12 protein-coding genes and 1 tRNA gene are annotated in these 14,267 nt (G+C 58.4%); 9 read left to right on the top strand and 4 right to left on the bottom strand.

The window, feature by feature from the left end; translation table 11 throughout:
• The first annotated feature begins 22 nt into the window (after nt 1-22).
• Together ACMXYI_RS25585 and ACMXYI_RS25580 are read left to right on the top strand one after the other, a co-directional pair.
• Nucleotides 23-1,666, top strand: a complete 1,644-nt coding sequence (locus ACMXYI_RS25585; protein WP_415769611.1) for a fatty acid--CoA ligase — start codon at nt 23-25, stop codon at nt 1,664-1,666.
• 309 nt (nt 1,667-1,975) lie between these two features.
• Nucleotides 1,976-3,313 carry a class I SAM-dependent methyltransferase gene (locus tag ACMXYI_RS25580; protein ID WP_415769610.1) on the top strand — a complete coding sequence of 446 codons (1,338 nt, stop codon included), beginning with the start codon at nt 1,976-1,978 and terminating at the stop codon, nt 3,311-3,313.
• Between the two features lie 398 nt (nt 3,314-3,711).
• On the opposite strand, the gene ACMXYI_RS25575 is transcribed toward ACMXYI_RS25580, so the two are convergent.
• Nucleotides 3,712-3,799 (bottom strand) — tRNA-Ser (locus tag ACMXYI_RS25575).
• Between the two features lie 123 nt (nt 3,800-3,922).
• Between ACMXYI_RS25575 and ACMXYI_RS25570 the strand changes: the two genes are divergently transcribed.
• On the top strand, nt 3,923-4,594 hold the full coding sequence (locus ACMXYI_RS25570; RefSeq protein ID WP_223432534.1) for a Bax inhibitor-1/YccA family protein: 672 nt from the start codon (nt 3,923-3,925) through the stop codon (nt 4,592-4,594).
• A 65-nt stretch (nt 4,595-4,659) separates the two neighbouring features.
• On the opposite strand, the gene ACMXYI_RS25565 is transcribed toward ACMXYI_RS25570, so the two are convergent.
• On the bottom strand, nt 4,660-5,097 hold the full coding sequence (locus ACMXYI_RS25565) for an Lrp/AsnC family transcriptional regulator (protein ID WP_008155029.1): 438 nt from the start codon (nt 5,095-5,097) through the stop codon (nt 4,660-4,662).
• Between the two features lie 135 nt (nt 5,098-5,232).
• On the opposite strand from ACMXYI_RS25565, the gene ACMXYI_RS25560 reads away from it, so the two are divergent.
• Nucleotides 5,233-6,129, top strand: a complete 897-nt coding sequence (locus tag ACMXYI_RS25560) for a DMT family transporter (RefSeq protein WP_046055161.1) — start codon at nt 5,233-5,235, stop codon at nt 6,127-6,129.
• 14 nt (nt 6,130-6,143) lie between these two features.
• Here ACMXYI_RS25560 and ACMXYI_RS25555 read toward each other — a convergent pair whose 3' ends face one another.
• On the bottom strand, nt 6,144-7,184 hold the full coding sequence (locus ACMXYI_RS25555; protein WP_415769609.1) for an FUSC family protein: 1,041 nt from the start codon (nt 7,182-7,184) through the stop codon (nt 6,144-6,146).
• Nucleotides 7,185-7,231: 47 nt separating this feature from the next.
• Nucleotides 7,232-8,857, bottom strand: a complete 1,626-nt coding sequence (locus ACMXYI_RS25550) for an NADP-dependent glyceraldehyde-3-phosphate dehydrogenase (protein ID WP_415769608.1) — start codon at nt 8,855-8,857, stop codon at nt 7,232-7,234.
• A 304-nt stretch (nt 8,858-9,161) separates the two neighbouring features.
• Between ACMXYI_RS25550 and ACMXYI_RS25545 the strand changes: the two genes are divergently transcribed.
• The 5 genes from ACMXYI_RS25545 to ACMXYI_RS25525 all read left to right on the top strand — a co-directional run bounded on the left by ACMXYI_RS25545 (nt 9,162) and on the right by ACMXYI_RS25525 (nt 14,080).
• A complete protein-coding gene (locus ACMXYI_RS25545; RefSeq protein WP_415769607.1) occupies nt 9,162-10,049 on the top strand; it encodes a Dyp-type peroxidase in 888 nt (295 codons plus the stop codon).
• Between the two features lie 16 nt (nt 10,050-10,065).
• Complete coding sequence (locus ACMXYI_RS25540; protein WP_415769606.1) at nt 10,066-11,034, top strand: Gfo/Idh/MocA family protein; 969 nt, start codon at nt 10,066-10,068, stop codon at nt 11,032-11,034.
• Between the two features lie 279 nt (nt 11,035-11,313).
• Nucleotides 11,314-12,066 carry a GntR family transcriptional regulator gene (locus ACMXYI_RS25535; protein WP_415769605.1) on the top strand — a complete coding sequence of 251 codons (753 nt, stop codon included), beginning with the start codon at nt 11,314-11,316 and terminating at the stop codon, nt 12,064-12,066.
• Nucleotides 12,067-12,077: 11 nt separating this feature from the next.
• Nucleotides 12,078-13,808 carry a fumarate reductase/succinate dehydrogenase flavoprotein subunit gene (locus ACMXYI_RS25530; RefSeq protein ID WP_415769604.1) on the top strand — a complete coding sequence of 577 codons (1,731 nt, stop codon included), beginning with the start codon at nt 12,078-12,080 and terminating at the stop codon, nt 13,806-13,808.
• A 26-nt stretch (nt 13,809-13,834) separates the two neighbouring features.
• Entirely contained in the window at nt 13,835-14,080 is a 246-nt protein-coding gene (locus ACMXYI_RS25525; RefSeq protein WP_007946457.1) for a 4Fe-4S dicluster domain-containing protein, read from the top strand.
• The last annotated feature ends 187 nt before the right edge of the window (nt 14,081-14,267 follow it).

Below are 14,267 nucleotides of genomic sequence, written 5' to 3'. Positions count from 1 at the left end.
AAAAGGACGGGGAACCACAACCATGATGGCGACAAAAATAATTCCGCCCGCCGACGGCGCTTATGCCTATCCCTTGCTGATCAAGCAATTGCTGCTCTCAGGCGTGCGCTACGAGCCGGGTCGGGAAATCGTGTATGCCGACAAACTGCGCTATAGCTACCAGACCCTCAACCAGCGGATTCGCCGGCTGGCCAACGCCTTGACCGCTGCCGGCGTCAAGGCCGGGGACACGGTGGCCCTGCTCGACTGGGACAGCCATCGCTACCTGGAATGTTTCTTTGCCGTACCGATGATCGGCGCGGTGCTGCACACCGTGAACATCCGTCTTTCGCCGGATCAGGTGCTCTTCACCATGAACCACGCCGAGGATGACCTGGTGCTGGTGCATGACGATTTTCTGCCTCTGGTTGAACAGATTCAGGGGCAGCTCAAAACCGTCAAAGGTTACCTGCAGCTTACGGACGACACAGCCACTCACACGTCGCTACCGGTGCTGGGGGAATATGAAAACCTGTTGTCCGGGTCGGCAGACCAGTACGACTTTCCCGACTTCGATGAAAACTCCGTCGCGACCCTTTTCTACACCACGGGCACCACTGGCGCCCCTAAAGGCGTGTATTTCACCCACCGCCAATTGGTCTTGCACACCTTGAATGCCGTCGGCACTTTGGGCGTCTATCAGGGGTTGCCGCTGCTGCGCTCCGATGATGTCTACATGCCGATCACACCGATGTTTCACGTGCATGCCTGGGGTGTGCCCTATGTCGCCACCCTGATGGGAATCAAGCAGGTGTACCCCGGTCGCTACGAGCCCAACAGCCTGGTCAGGCTGTATCGAGAGGAGAAGGTCACGTTCTCCCACTGTGTGCCGACCATTCTGCAAATGATCCTGAACTGCGAGGAGGCTGAACGAACTCGTTTCGATGGCTGGAAAGTGCTCCTGGGCGGCAGCGCGCTGACATTAGGTATCGCCAGCGAAGCGAGTGCCAAAGGTATTCAGGTGCACAGCGGTTACGGCATGTCGGAAACTTGCCCGTTGCTGTGCCTGACTTACCTGCGTGACGAAGACCTCGATCAATCCACGCAAACCCAACTGGCCACGCGGATCAAGACGGGCACGCCAGTGCCTATGGTCGACCTGAAAATCATCGATGCCAGTGGCAATGACGTTGCACACGACGGCGAGTCTCTGGGCGAGATCGTGGTGCGCGCGCCCTGGCTGACCCAAGGCTATTTGAAGGAGCCCGAAAAGGGCGCCGAGTTGTGGCACAACGGCTGGCTGCACACCGGCGACATGGCCTCTATCGACGCGTTGGGTGGAGTTGAAATCAAGGATCGCATCAAGGATGTGATCAAGACGGGCGGGGAATGGATCAGCTCCCTGGAACTGGAGAGCCTGATCAGCGAACACTCGGCCGTCATGTCGGTCGCGGTCGTGGGCATCGCCGATGAGCAATGGGGTGAACGGCCGATGGCGCTGGTGGTGTGCGAGCCTGGACAGTATCTCGACCGCAAGATCCTGGAGGCGCACCTGCAAGGATTTGTCGAGCGTGGCCGCATCAACAAATGGGCGATCCCCAAGCAGTTCAAGTTCGTCGCCGAGATCCCTAAAACCAGCGTTGGGAAGATTAACAAGAAGCTCATTCGGGAAAGTGAATTGGGCTGAAAAAGGTGCGGGGCTACGTCAACCCTGATCACACGTCACGAGGTGTTCTATTTCCTAGCCTTGTAGCCGGTGAGATCCGCCAGCTCTTCGTCCGAGAGAGTTTCATTTGCCATAGCGATGCTCCATGCCGTGCGTGGCGGCAGAAAGTGGGGGTGGATCAGATGATTGCGGTCAGTTCTAAAATTCGCAGCGGCAATCAGCCGTCTCCGCTAGAGTCTGAGCGATAACATTTCGCGAGGTACGGAAGTATCTAGGCGATCAGGGACGATTCACCTATACGCAGATAAACCAGTAGGAGGGAGGCCGATAATGTCAATGGATAACAACAGGCTTGCAATGATCAATCCACGGGTGCTCCATCTAGACAACCGTGACGAGGACTCGCAAACGGAACTTGCAAGAGGCATCAATGAGCGGTTCATGACCTTTTATACTGGCATGCGGGACGCGGGAGCCGTGGATTACGATCTGGACCGTATAGCATCTGCGATATTTTATCTGCGTACACTGCTGACGCGTAAAGGTCTAACAGGAAAAGACAAAACCGCGGTCGAGATCGGATGTGGTGCTGGGGCTAAATCGCTTTCTCTTTGCGGTCTTTTCGGCACTTATATAGGCATTGAGATCAATCATGACCAGGTCAAGCAGGCAGAGGAGCGAAACCGGTTGTATGGAACGCCCGACACGCGATTCATTGCAGGAAATGCCGCGGACGTTCTTCGTGACAAGAAGAAATATGAGATTCCAGACCGTATCGACGTACTCGTTCTATATGCAGTCCTTGAGCATCTGACGAACGACGAGAGGCGAACAGTCATCGGGCTGGCAGACGAAGTCATGGATGGGGGCGGCTCCGTGCTGGTGATGGAAACACCAAACAGGCTCATTCCGTATGACTCACATACTACTGGTATTCAGTTTTACAACTGGCTGCCCGATGAGATAGCCAATAACCTGGCAAAAACGGGTGCGGCAAATACGGAAGTCAGATCGATGCTGAGGCCTTGGGATGACCCTGCTGCGCAGACTATGCTCGCACGTGCAGGGCGCGGCGTTAGCTATCACGATTTCGTGCTTAACCTGCGATTTCCGCTCGACAGCTATTCATTCGACGTCGATGGCTTTGATGCGGAACTGATGAATATGGAACCGTTCACTAATCAAGATTTTTCCCTTTATGGCTATCTATCTGCCAACGCAGCGGAAATCAATGCAGCCGCATTTTCTCGCTCGTGGCTGGACTTCGTCATTTCGCGGAAAAGCGCACCTCAGAAGCGCTGCAAATACTTCTCCCCGTTTTGGCCCAAATGGGCATTGTTTGACGACCCGCCATCGTTCTGGCATCTGCCCGCCGTCATACTCGCGCGGGGGCGTGCTACATGGCAGTGCGAGATGCCTACAGCCTATGTTCAGGACGTTACCTTGATCTTCAACGCGCCCAACGAAGATGGCAAATTGACATTGAAGATCAATGACGAAAATCTTACAGACATCGAAATTGACGTGTTGGTCAGATCAAAACCACATACGTGGCATCGAAGTCACTCCGTTAGCATTCGCATCGGGTGCGACGTTACCAGAATTGCCGTTGAGGCAGACGTTTCGCGTGGGCCCATACTGTTCCAGGGTTGCATGATTTCGGCCTAAAAACGATTAAGGGTTCGATGCCCTGAATTTGCTTGCGGCGAAAGGAAGAAAGTCATTCTTTTTCGTCATGAGAGGCCTTCGCATCCAGAGTCGCCTGGGAACTCGTAGTTCGTGGGTCAGTTGGCGCTCGAACCCGCCATTAGAATCGTCGAGCGCCACGAGATCGAACCTCTTCAGGATCACGTTCCGCGTCCGGCATTTCGGTTTCCTCGGTGGACGAAACCAGCGTGGCAAGAGGTGGAGTTTTTTGTGGGCAGGACGCCGGAAGGAAGGGGTAAATCAGGAAGGTTTTGTAACGGTTACTAAATAGTTTTGTTACGCATGCAGAGCGGCAGGATTTTCACCACACCCCAGAAACGACAAAGCCCTGAATAATCAGGGCTCTATCGGTACAAATATGGCGGAGGCGATGGGATTCGAACTCATGGACCTGTTACAGTCGACGGTTTTCAAGACCGTTGCCTTAAACCACTCGGCCACACCTCCGTTTGCGTTGCGGGCGCCATAATACCTGAATGAAACACACTGTCAAACTCTCTGCATAGCTTGTTACAGAGCGTCTGTTATGATCTTTGCGACTGAACGTTTCAAACCAACAGGAGTGTCGCCATGCGCGAACAGGATTACGCAGTTAATAACAGCGTGCAGGCTGAGCAGCTAGAGGTTAGCCGCGTCCTGCGCAACACTTACGGCTTACTCGCTCTCACCCTCGCATTCAGCGGCGTGATGGCGTTTGTCGCTCAGCAGATGCGTGTCGGCTACCCGAACATTTTCGTGGTGCTGATCGGTTTCTACGGCCTTTTCTTCCTCACCAACAAACTCCGTGATTCGGCCTGGGGCCTGGTGTCGGCATTTGCCCTGACCGGTTTCATGGGTTTCCTGCTCGGCCCGATCCTGAACCGTTACCTGGGTATGCAGGGCGGTGCCGAGGTGGTCAGTTCGGCCTTCGCGATGACTGCGCTGGTGTTCGGCGGTCTGTCGGCTTACGTGCTGATTACCCGCAAGGACATGAGCTTCCTGGGTGGTTTCATCACCGCAGGCTTCTTCGTGCTGCTGGGTGCGACGCTGGCGAGCCTGTTCTTCCAGATCAGCGGTCTGCAACTGGCGATCAGTGCAGGTTTCGTTCTGTTCTCCTCGGTCTGCATTCTGTTCCAGACCAGCGCCATCATTCACGGCGGCGAGCGCAACTACATCATGGCGACCATTAGCCTGTATGTATCGATCTACAACCTGTTCATCAGCTTGTTGCAGCTGTTTGGCATCATGAGCCGCGATGACTAATCGTCAGCCTTGAGGAAAAAACCCGCTTCGGCGGGTTTTTTCTTGCCTGCGATTTGAGTAAAGGGTCACGCCATCGGTGGCAAGCGGCGCTTGACCGGGGTTTTCTTGACGATCGCCGTGTTGGTTTCGGCGTGGGTGTTGAGGCGGTCGAGCAGGGTGTCCAGTTGCTCCATCGAACGCACGTGCAGGCGGGCGATGAAACAGTCGTCGCCGGTGACCTTGTCGCACTCGGTAAATTCGGGAATGGCCTGAATCTGCCGCTCCACTTCCTGCAATTGGCCCGGCAGCGGGCGAATGCGGACGATGGCTTGTAGTTGATAGCCGAAGCATTTTGGGTCGATCTCGACGGTATAGCCTTTGAGCACGCCACGCTCTTCGAGGCGGCGTAAACGCTCGGCGACGCTGGGCGAAGACAGGCCGCTGATTTGCGCCAGAGCCTTGAGCGAGCGCCGTGAGTCTTCCATCAATGCCGTAATCAGCACTTGGTCGATATCGTCGGTCATGGCGAAACCCCTATTAGGCAATAAATTCAAACTGCCTTGATAAAAAAGGCAGAAATCGAGTTTAGCCTGCTTTTTGCTCTGGAGAAGCCCCTCGGCGGATTGGCATACTTTGGGCTCAAACACAGGAGTCTGATGATGGACAAAACAATACGTCACGGGTCATTCGAAATGACCGCCGCCATGCTGATTTCCGGGACTATCGGCTGGTTTGTGCTGGTGTCCGGGCAACCGGTGCTGGACGTAGTGTTCTGGCGTTGCGTGTTCGGCGCCGGCACGTTGTTGCTGATCTGCGCGGCATTCGGCTTCCTGCGCCCCGGCATTCTGACCCGCACCACGTTCTTGCTGGCCGTGCTCAGCGGCGTGGCGATTGTCGGCAACTGGGTGCTGTTGTTTGCTTCTTACTCCCGCGCCTCGATTGCCATCGGAACTGCGGTATACAACGTTCAGCCGTTTATGCTGGTGGGGTTGGCCGCGTTGTTCCTCAATGAGAAAATCACCCTGCAGAAACTGTTCTGGCTGGGCATTTCGTTTCTCGGGATGCTGGCGATTGTCAGCGCACATGGCGGGCAGGGCGAGAGCGGCAACGATTACCTGATGGGCATCGCGCTGGCGCTGGGGGCGGCATTTCTTTATGCGATTGCCGCGTTGATCATCAAACGCCTGACCGGTACACCGCCGCATCTGATTGCATTAATCCAGGTCACCACCGGCGTGCTGTTACTCGCGCCATTCGCGCACTTTTCGGCACTGCCGCAAGCGCCGAGCGCGTGGGCCAGCCTGGTCACCCTGGGCATTGTCCACACCGGCGTGATGTACGTGCTGCTTTACGGCGCGATTCAAAAACTGCCGACGGCATTGACCGGTGCGCTGTCCTTCATCTATCCGATTGCAGCGATTTTCGTCGACTGGTTTGCCTTCGGCCATCGCCTGGAACCGCTGCAATGGATTGGCGTTGCCGCGATTCTGTTGGCCGCTGCCGGCATGCAACAGGGTTGGAGTCTCAAGTTTCGTCGGACGGTGACGACGCAGTAAGCCGTAAAGAAATGTCAGATGTTCCAGCGCGGTGCTGTCTTGGCCAAGCGCTGGCGCATCTCGCCGATGTTGGCGGCTAATTGCCGGACCAATAACCGGTAGCCGTCCAGCGGATTGTAAACCGGCGCGGTCAGGCTTGAATCCGGCGGCAGTTCGACGGGCCGGCTGAGCCGCTGGGACGCACCGGATTTCAGTGCTCGGGCCATACCGATCAGTTGCACCCGAATCAGTCGATGCTCGGCTTTCAAGGCCGATTGCAGATGGGCCATGGCATCGGGGTCACTGACGTCAGGTCGGGTGTTGCCGAGGATTTCCAGGGTGCTGACGCACATCCGCAAGTGGCGCTGAATGGCATCGAGTTCGGTCATGGAGATCCGCACTTCCTTGGACACCGACGGCATCAACGAGCGCAGTTGCACCATCACCGTGTTCAAGCGACCCACGAGTTTATGGTGTTCGTCATCGGTGACCGATTGGCCATTGATGATGCGCCCGTAGATCGTTGCGCAGTCGCGCAAGGCATCGGCCAGATTGTAGCGCCAGGAATAAACCGCGTAGAGCGGCAGGGCGAAAGAAAATGCCAGGGCCAGGGCGATGCCGATCAGGATGTCCACCCCACGCCACAACCCGTCGGTGATCGGATTATCGCCATGTCCCGCGACGATAAACACGGTAATCGCCGAGAGCAACGCGGTGTAACCGCCCTTGCCGATGGCGTGGTACGAGAAGAACCCGCAAACCACGGCCATCGCGAAATAGGTCAGCCACGGCAACCCGAGCCAGGCCTGTTGCGCCACCAGCAGCAAGCCAACGCCGGCTCCGATCAAGGTGCCGATGGCGCGTTCGGCAGCTTTTTTGCCGATGTTGCCGTGGTGCTGCAAACCGCCGATCACCACCAGCATCGTCACCGACGCCCACTCACCGTGGGGCAGATTGATGCCGGTGGTCAGCAGGATCGTTGCCAGCAACCCCAACGACACACGTACCGCGTGGATCACTCTGGCGTGGCGATAGCGCCGGTACGGGTCCAGCAACGGACGCAGTAGTCGGCGCATTAGCGGTGGCAGTCGGCTGTCTCTGAATGTACTCAGTCTCGGTCTCCTCAGAAGATGTAATCGGTGGTCAGGAAACTCGAACTGCGTCCGCTGATGATTTCGCTGATGAGTTCTTTGTTGGTTTCCTGGAACTTGGTCGCCACAAGCGTGCGAATCGAAAACACCCGCAGCGCATCATGCACCGACAGCGTGCCTTCGGCGGAGTTCTTGCGGCCGTTGAACGGGAAGGTGTCCGGGCCGCGCTGGCACTGGGCGTTGAGGTTGATCCGGCCGACCTGGTTGGCGAAGGTGTCCACCAGCCGGCCGACGGCTACCGGGTTGGTGCCGAAGATACTCAACTGCTGGCCGAAGTCCGATTCCAGGACGTAATCGATCACCGTGTCCAGATGCCGGTAAGGCACGATCGGCACGACCGGGCCGAACTGTTCTTCCTGATAGACACGCATCTGCGGCGTCACCGGGTACAGCACGGCGGGGTAGAAGAATGATGCGCGGGCTTCACCGCCATTGGGGTTGACCACGGTGGCGCCTTTGCCGGCGGCATCCGCCACCAGCGAGTGCAGGTAATCGACCTTGCTCGCTTCCGGCAACGGCGTCAGCGCCACGCCGCTGTCCCACGGCATGCCGGGTTTGAGGCTGGCGAGTTTGGCGTTGAATTTCTCGATGAAAGCGTCGACCACGTCTTCATGGACGAAGAGGATTTTCAACGCGGTGCAACGCTGACCGTTGAACGACAGCGAGCCGGTGAGCGCTTCGCTGACCGCGTTGTCCAGATCCACCTCGGGCAGCACGATGCCGGGGTTTTTCGCATCCAGGCCCAACGCTGCGCGCAAGCGGTGCGGTTTTGGATGGAGTTTTTTCAGGTCGCTCGCGGCTTTGTTGGTGCCGATAAACGCGAAGATGTCGATCTTGCCGCTGGCCATCAGCGCGCTGACGGTCTCGCGGCCGCTGCCGTAGATCACGTTGATCACCCCGGCCGGGAAGCTGTCGCGGAACGCTTCCAGCAACGGACGAATCAGCAGCACACCCAGCTTGGCCGGTTTGAACACCACGGTGTTGCCCATGATCAGCGCCGGAATCAGCGTGGTGAAGGTTTCGTTCAACGGGTAGTTGTAAGGTCCCATGCACAACGCCACACCCAGCGGGACGCGACGGATCTGGCCGAGGGTGTCCTGTTCCAGTTCGAAGCGGCTGGAGCGGCGGTCGAGCTCCTTGAGCGCGTTGATGGTGTCGACGATGTAATCGCAGGTGCGGTCGAACTCTTTCTCCGAGTCCTTGAGGTTTTTGCCGATTTCCCACATCAGCAACTTGACCACGGCTTCGCGCTGTTCGCGCATGCGTCCGAGGAAGGCTTCGACGTGCTGGATGCGCTCGGCCACGCGCATTGTCGGCCACAGACCCTGGCCCCGGTCATAGGCGCGGACGGCGGCATCGAGGGCGGTCAATGCGGTGTCGGCATCGAGCAGCGGCGTGCTACCAAGGATCACTTGTTCGTCGCCATTTTCACCCGTCAGGTACACCGGGCTGCGGACTTGGGCGAGGGGCCCGGACCAGGTTTTCAGCTCGCCGTCGACCAGGTATTCACGCTGCTCGGTCTGGCCGTCGAGTCGGTATTTTTCCGGGATGTCGGTGGCGTCGGGAAACAGGTTGCCAAGAATGTGTGCTGTGGTCATGTCGCTACCCCGTATGGATTTGGGTGATGCGGATAAGGTCTGTTATCGCTACGCACTGCTGTCAGGTCAAGGCCTGATGACAACGCGGCTGTCGAAAGTGGTGGCGAGAGGCTGCCTATTACAGGCGGCGCGCTCGATCAGCATAGCTGAATCGTTTTACCAGATGGCAACACGGATTGTCATGACCTACAGCACTCGCTGTCTTGATTGGTTGAACGAGGGATGAAAGTGGTGGTTTTTGACCTGAAAACACACAACGGCCAATGCTACGGTTAAACTTCGCGCTCTTTCTAAAGGAGTTCATATGAGTTACTACCAGCCGGGCATTCTCGCCACCCCAGTTCCGCCTCAAGCCCGTCATATGTTCTTCGCACTCGAATCCGCCGCTGCCTTGCCGGCCGCGCTGGAGAATCTGAAGGGGCTGGTGGACGGGAAGTCGGCAGTGGTCGGTTTCGGTGAGTCCCTGGTCAAGGCCCTCAAGGGGCAAATCGAAGGCCTGCGCACCTTTCCAGCGTTGACCGGTGTCGGCGTCGACAACCCGTCGACTCAGCACGCGCTCTGGTGCTGGTTGCACGGTGTCGACCGTGGCGAATTGCTCAATCGCAGCAACGCCATCGAAGCCGCGCTGGCCCCGGCCCTGCGCCTGGTGCAGATGAACGAAACCTTCCGCCACCTCACCGGCCACGACCTGACCGGTTATGAAGACGGCACCGAAAACCCTCACGACGAAGCCGCCGTCGCCGCAGCGCTGGTGAGTGACGGCGCTGACGGAATGGTCGGCGGCAGCTTCGCCGCGATCCAACAGTGGCAGCATGATCTGAAAGGTTTCCACGCGATGCCGTCCCATGAGAAGGACAACATCATGGGCCGTCGTTTGAGCGACAACGAAGAGATCGACGACGCGCCGATCTCCGCTCACGTCAAACGCACCGCCCAGGAAAGCTTCGCCCCCGAGGCGTTCGTGGTGCGCCGTTCCATGCCCTGGATCGAAGGCGATCGCGCCGGCCTGATGTTCCTGGCCTTTGGTTTCTCCCTCGATGCCTTCGAAGCCCAACTGCGCCGCATGAGCGGTCTGGAAGACGGCATCACCGACGGTTTGTACCGCATCAGCCGGCCAATCACTGGCGGCTACTACTGGTGCCCGCCGCTCAAGGACGGTCATCTGGACCTGCGCGCTCTGCGCATCGGCTAAATATCAGGGAGTGAGTATGAACGTGGTGCGCTGGGGCATGATCGGGTGTGGCAGCGTCGCTGAACGCAAGAGCGGGCCGGCCTTCTACAAGGCGCCCGGCTCGGCGCTGGTGGCGGTGATGGGCCGGCGTCTGGAGGCGGTGACGGATTACGCCGCGCGCCACGGCATCGCTCGGGTCTATACCGATGTCGACGCGCTGATCAATGATCCCGAGGTCGACGCGGTGTACATCGCCACGCCACCTGACAGTCATCACGCTTACGCCTTGAGGGTGGCCGCCGCCGGCAAACATTGCTGCGTCGAAAAACCGATGTCGTTGAATGCCGGGCAAAGCCGTGAGATGCAAAAGGTCTTTGCCGATGCCGGGCTGCACCTGTTTGTTTCCTACTATCGACGCTCATTGCCGCGCTTCCAGCAAGTACGGCAATGGCTGGAGGAAGGGCGGATCGGCGAGGTCCGGCACCTGACTTGGACCCTGACCAAAGCGCCATCTCCGACCGATCTTGGCGGTACGAATAACTGGCGCACCGACCCGGCCATTGCCGGTGGTGGTTATTTCGCCGACCTGGCCAGCCATGGCTTCGACCTGTTCCAGTACCTGCTTGGCGACATCGTCGAAGTCGCCGGGTTTACCGCGCACCAGGCCGGTTTGTATGCCGCCGAGGATGCCGTCAGCGCCAGTTGGCGGTTTGCGTCGGGCGCCCTGGGCATGGGCTGCTGGAATTTCGTTGCGGACCGCCGCGAAGATCGGGTCGAGCTGATCGGCAGCAAAGGCCGGATTACCTTTTCCGTATTCGATGAGCATCCGGTTCAGCTTGAAGCCGATGAAAGCCTCAGCCTGCACATCGAGAATCACGAGCACATCCAGTGGCATCACGTGCTGGGCATGAACGCGCACATTCGGGGAGAGGCGCAGCATCCGGCCGTGGCCGAACAGGCATTGAAAACCGATTGGGTGATGGACCAGATCCTCAAGCGCCGCTAACGCTCACTGAATGCCCCGCCGATGTAGCAGCTGCCGAGCAGCGCGAGGCTGCGTTCGACTGCGAAGCAGTCGTAAACCCTGCATGCAAGATTACCCTGACACACCGCGCTATCTGATTTCACGACTGCTTCGCAGCCGAACGCAGCCTCGCGCTGCTCGGCAGCTGCTACAAGTCCGCGGTCGTTCGGCGAATCTAACCTTATGCTCAAACAGTATTTCTCAAGCCCGTCATTAGAACTTTAAGATCACGTCATAACTCGTTATAACAAGTGATCTTCCATGACCGATAACGTTCTCTCCCTCAGTAGCGTTCCGCTGCACACCCAACTGCGGGATGTGCTTCGCGCCCGCATCCTCGACGGCGAATACCCGCAAGACAGCCAGATGCCTTCCGAAAGCGAACTCGGCGCGCTGTTCAAAGTCAGCCGCATCACCGTGCGCCAGGCCTTGGGGGATCTGCAGAAAGAAGGGCTGATCTTCAAGATCCACGGCAAGGGCACCTTCGTCGCCAAGCCGAAAACCTTCCAGAACGTCAGCACCCTGCAAGGGCTCGCCGAGTCCATGACCGGTCGCGGCTATGAGGTGATCAACCGCCTGCGCAGTTTCAAATTCATTCCCGCCGACAAACTCGTTGCCGAGCGCTTGCAAGTCGCCGAAGGCGAGATTGTGGCGCAGATCAAACGGGTGCGGCTGATCAACCGCGAGCCGATTTCCCTCGAGATCACCTACCTGCCCAAGGCCATCGGCGAGCGTCTGGAGAAGGCCGATCTGGTCACCCGCGACATTTTCCTGATCCTGGAAAACGACTGCGGCCTGGCCCTCGGTCACGCGGATCTGGCCATCGACGCGGTGCTGGCCGACAGCGACCTGACCCAGGCGCTGAACGTCGAACCCGGCTCGCCGATCATGCGCATCGAGCGCCTGACCCACGATGCCAGCGGCCAACCCGTGGACTTCGAACACCTTTACTACCGCGGCGATGCCTTCCAGTACCGCCTGCGGATCGACCGGCAAAAAGGGGCGCAGGCATGACTCACGGCTCAATGACTAGAAGTACCCTCGAACAGGAATACGACATCGTCGTGATCGGCGGCGGCACCGCAGGACCGATGGCGGCGATCAAGGCCAAGGAACGCAACCGCGATTTACGCGTGTTGCTGATCGACAAGGCCAACGTCAAACGCAGTGGCGCGATCAGCATGGGCATGGATGGCCTGAACAACGCGATCATTCCCGGTCACTCGACGCCGGAGCAATACACCAAGGAAATCACCATCGCCAATGACGGCATCGTCAATCAGGCGGCGGTCTATGCCTACGCGACCCACAGCTTCGAAACCATCGAGCAACTGGACCGCTGGGGCGTGAAGTTCGAGAAGGATGAAACCGGCGACTACGCGGTGAAAAAGGTCCACCACATGGGCGCCTACGTGCTGCCAATGCCGGAAGGGCATGACATCAAAAAAGTCCTGTACCGCCAGTTGAAGCGGGCGCGGGTGAGCATCACCAATCGGCTGGTCTGCACGCGATTGCTGACGGACGAAGAGGGCGCGGTCAACGGCGTGATGGGGTTCGACTGCCGCACCGCCGACTTCCATGTGATCAAGGCCAAAGCCGTGATCCTCTGCTGCGGCGCCGCCGGGCGTCTCGGTTTGCCGTCCTCGGGTTACCTGATGGGCACCTACGAAAACCCGACCAACGCCGGCGACGGTTACGCCATGGCTTATCACGCCGGGGCAGAACTGGCGAACCTCGAATGCTTCCAGATCAACCCGCTGATCAAGGATTACAACGGCCCGGCCTGCGCCTACGTCACCGGTCCGTTGGGCGGTTACACCGCGAACAACAAGGGCGAACGTTTCATCGAGTGCGATTACTGGAGCGGCCAGATGATGTGGGAGTTTCACCAGGAACTCGAAAGCGGCAATGGTCCGGTGTTCCTCAAACTCGATCACCTGGCCGAGGAAACCATCCAGAACATCGAAGAAATCCTGCACAGCAACGAACGCCCGAGTCGCGGCCAGTTCCACGCCAATCGCGGCACCGACTACCGCACGCAAATGGTCGAGATGCACATCTCCGAGATCGGTTTTTGCAGCGGTCACTCGGCCTCCGGCGTGTGGGTCAACGAGAAGGCCGAAACCTCGGTCAAGGGTTTGTACTCGGCGGGTGACATGGCCGCGGTGCCGCACAACTACATGCTCGGCGCGTTCACCTACGGCTGGTTTGCCGGCACCAACGCGGCGGATTTTGTCGTCGGTCGCGGGTTTTCAGCGGTCGATGCCCAGCAAATCGAAACAGAAAAAGCCCGGGTCTACGCACCGCTGGATCGCGAACACGGTTTGCCGCCAGCGCAAGTGGAATACAAGCTGCGACGTTTTGTGAACGACTACCTGCAACCGCCGAAAGTAACCAAGAAGATGCAAATCGGCTTGCAACGCTTCAGCGATATCCAGCGCGATCTCGATCAGATCAAGGCCCACAACGCCCACGAACTGATGCGCGCGATGGAAGTCAGCATGATCCGCGACTGCGCCGAAATGGCCGCCCGCGCTTCGCTGTTCCGCGCCGAAAGTCGCTGGGGGCTTTACCACTATCGGGTCGATCACCCGCAACGCAACGACAGCGACTGGTTCTGCCATTGCCACCTGAAGAAGGATGAAAACGGCCAGATGACCAGTTTCAAGAAAGCCGTCGAGCCTTACATCATCCCGCTGGACGCCGATGAAATGCAGGCCTACGACCGGCTGCGAGTCGGTGCCTGTGCTGCCTGAGCCTCACAAAAAGAGAGACCGCAAAAATGGCCTATCAACCCCAGGAAATCTTCTTCCGCTCCAACGCGCCCGTCACGGTCGATGAGGACCTTTGCATTGCCCATAAAGGCTGCACCGTGTGTGTCGATGTGTGCCCGATGGACCTGTTGGCGATCAACCCGGCCACGCAAAAGGCCTACATGGCGTTCGACGAATGCTGGTACTGCATGCCGTGTGAAAAGGACTGTCCGACCGGGGCGGTGAAGGTCGAAATACCTTACTTATTGCGCTGAATGACCGGACGCCATCGCGGGCAAGCCCGCTCCCACAGGTTGCCTGGTGTACACAAGATTTGCGGCTGGCCTCGATCCACTGTGGGAGCGGGCTTGCCCGCGATGAGGCCGCCACAGAAAACAGAATAGCTACCCGGCAACACCGGACGCTTGCTTCAAAACACCCCTCGTTTCCCACCACGCCCTG

Origin of the sequence: Pseudomonas lyxosi (genome assembly GCF_047758685.1) — a bacterium.
Lineage (GTDB): Bacteria > Pseudomonadota > Gammaproteobacteria > Pseudomonadales > Pseudomonadaceae > Aquipseudomonas > Aquipseudomonas lyxosi.
This window is presented reverse-complemented; position numbering and strand designations above follow the sequence as displayed.

Coding starts and splice junctions, on each gene's coding strand:
- ACMXYI_RS25585 (WP_415769611.1), top strand. CDS start 23: ATGATGGCGACAAAAATAATTCCGCCCGCCGACGGCGCTTATGCCTAT.
- ACMXYI_RS25580 (WP_415769610.1), top strand. CDS start 1,976: ATGTCAATGGATAACAACAGGCTTGCAATGATCAATCCACGGGTGCTC.
- ACMXYI_RS25570 (WP_223432534.1), top strand. CDS start 3,923: ATGCGCGAACAGGATTACGCAGTTAATAACAGCGTGCAGGCTGAGCAG.
- ACMXYI_RS25565 (WP_008155029.1), bottom strand. CDS start 5,097: ATGACCGACGATATCGACCAAGTGCTGATTACGGCATTGATGGAAGAC.
- ACMXYI_RS25560 (WP_046055161.1), top strand. CDS start 5,233: ATGGACAAAACAATACGTCACGGGTCATTCGAAATGACCGCCGCCATG.
- ACMXYI_RS25555 (WP_415769609.1), bottom strand. CDS start 7,184: ATGCGCCGACTACTGCGTCCGTTGCTGGACCCGTACCGGCGCTATCGC.
- ACMXYI_RS25550 (WP_415769608.1), bottom strand. CDS start 8,857: ATGACCACAGCACACATTCTTGGCAACCTGTTTCCCGACGCCACCGAC.
- ACMXYI_RS25545 (WP_415769607.1), top strand. CDS start 9,162: ATGAGTTACTACCAGCCGGGCATTCTCGCCACCCCAGTTCCGCCTCAA.
- ACMXYI_RS25540 (WP_415769606.1), top strand. CDS start 10,066: ATGAACGTGGTGCGCTGGGGCATGATCGGGTGTGGCAGCGTCGCTGAA.
- ACMXYI_RS25535 (WP_415769605.1), top strand. CDS start 11,314: ATGACCGATAACGTTCTCTCCCTCAGTAGCGTTCCGCTGCACACCCAA.
- ACMXYI_RS25530 (WP_415769604.1), top strand. CDS start 12,078: ATGACTAGAAGTACCCTCGAACAGGAATACGACATCGTCGTGATCGGC.
- ACMXYI_RS25525 (WP_007946457.1), top strand. CDS start 13,835: ATGGCCTATCAACCCCAGGAAATCTTCTTCCGCTCCAACGCGCCCGTC.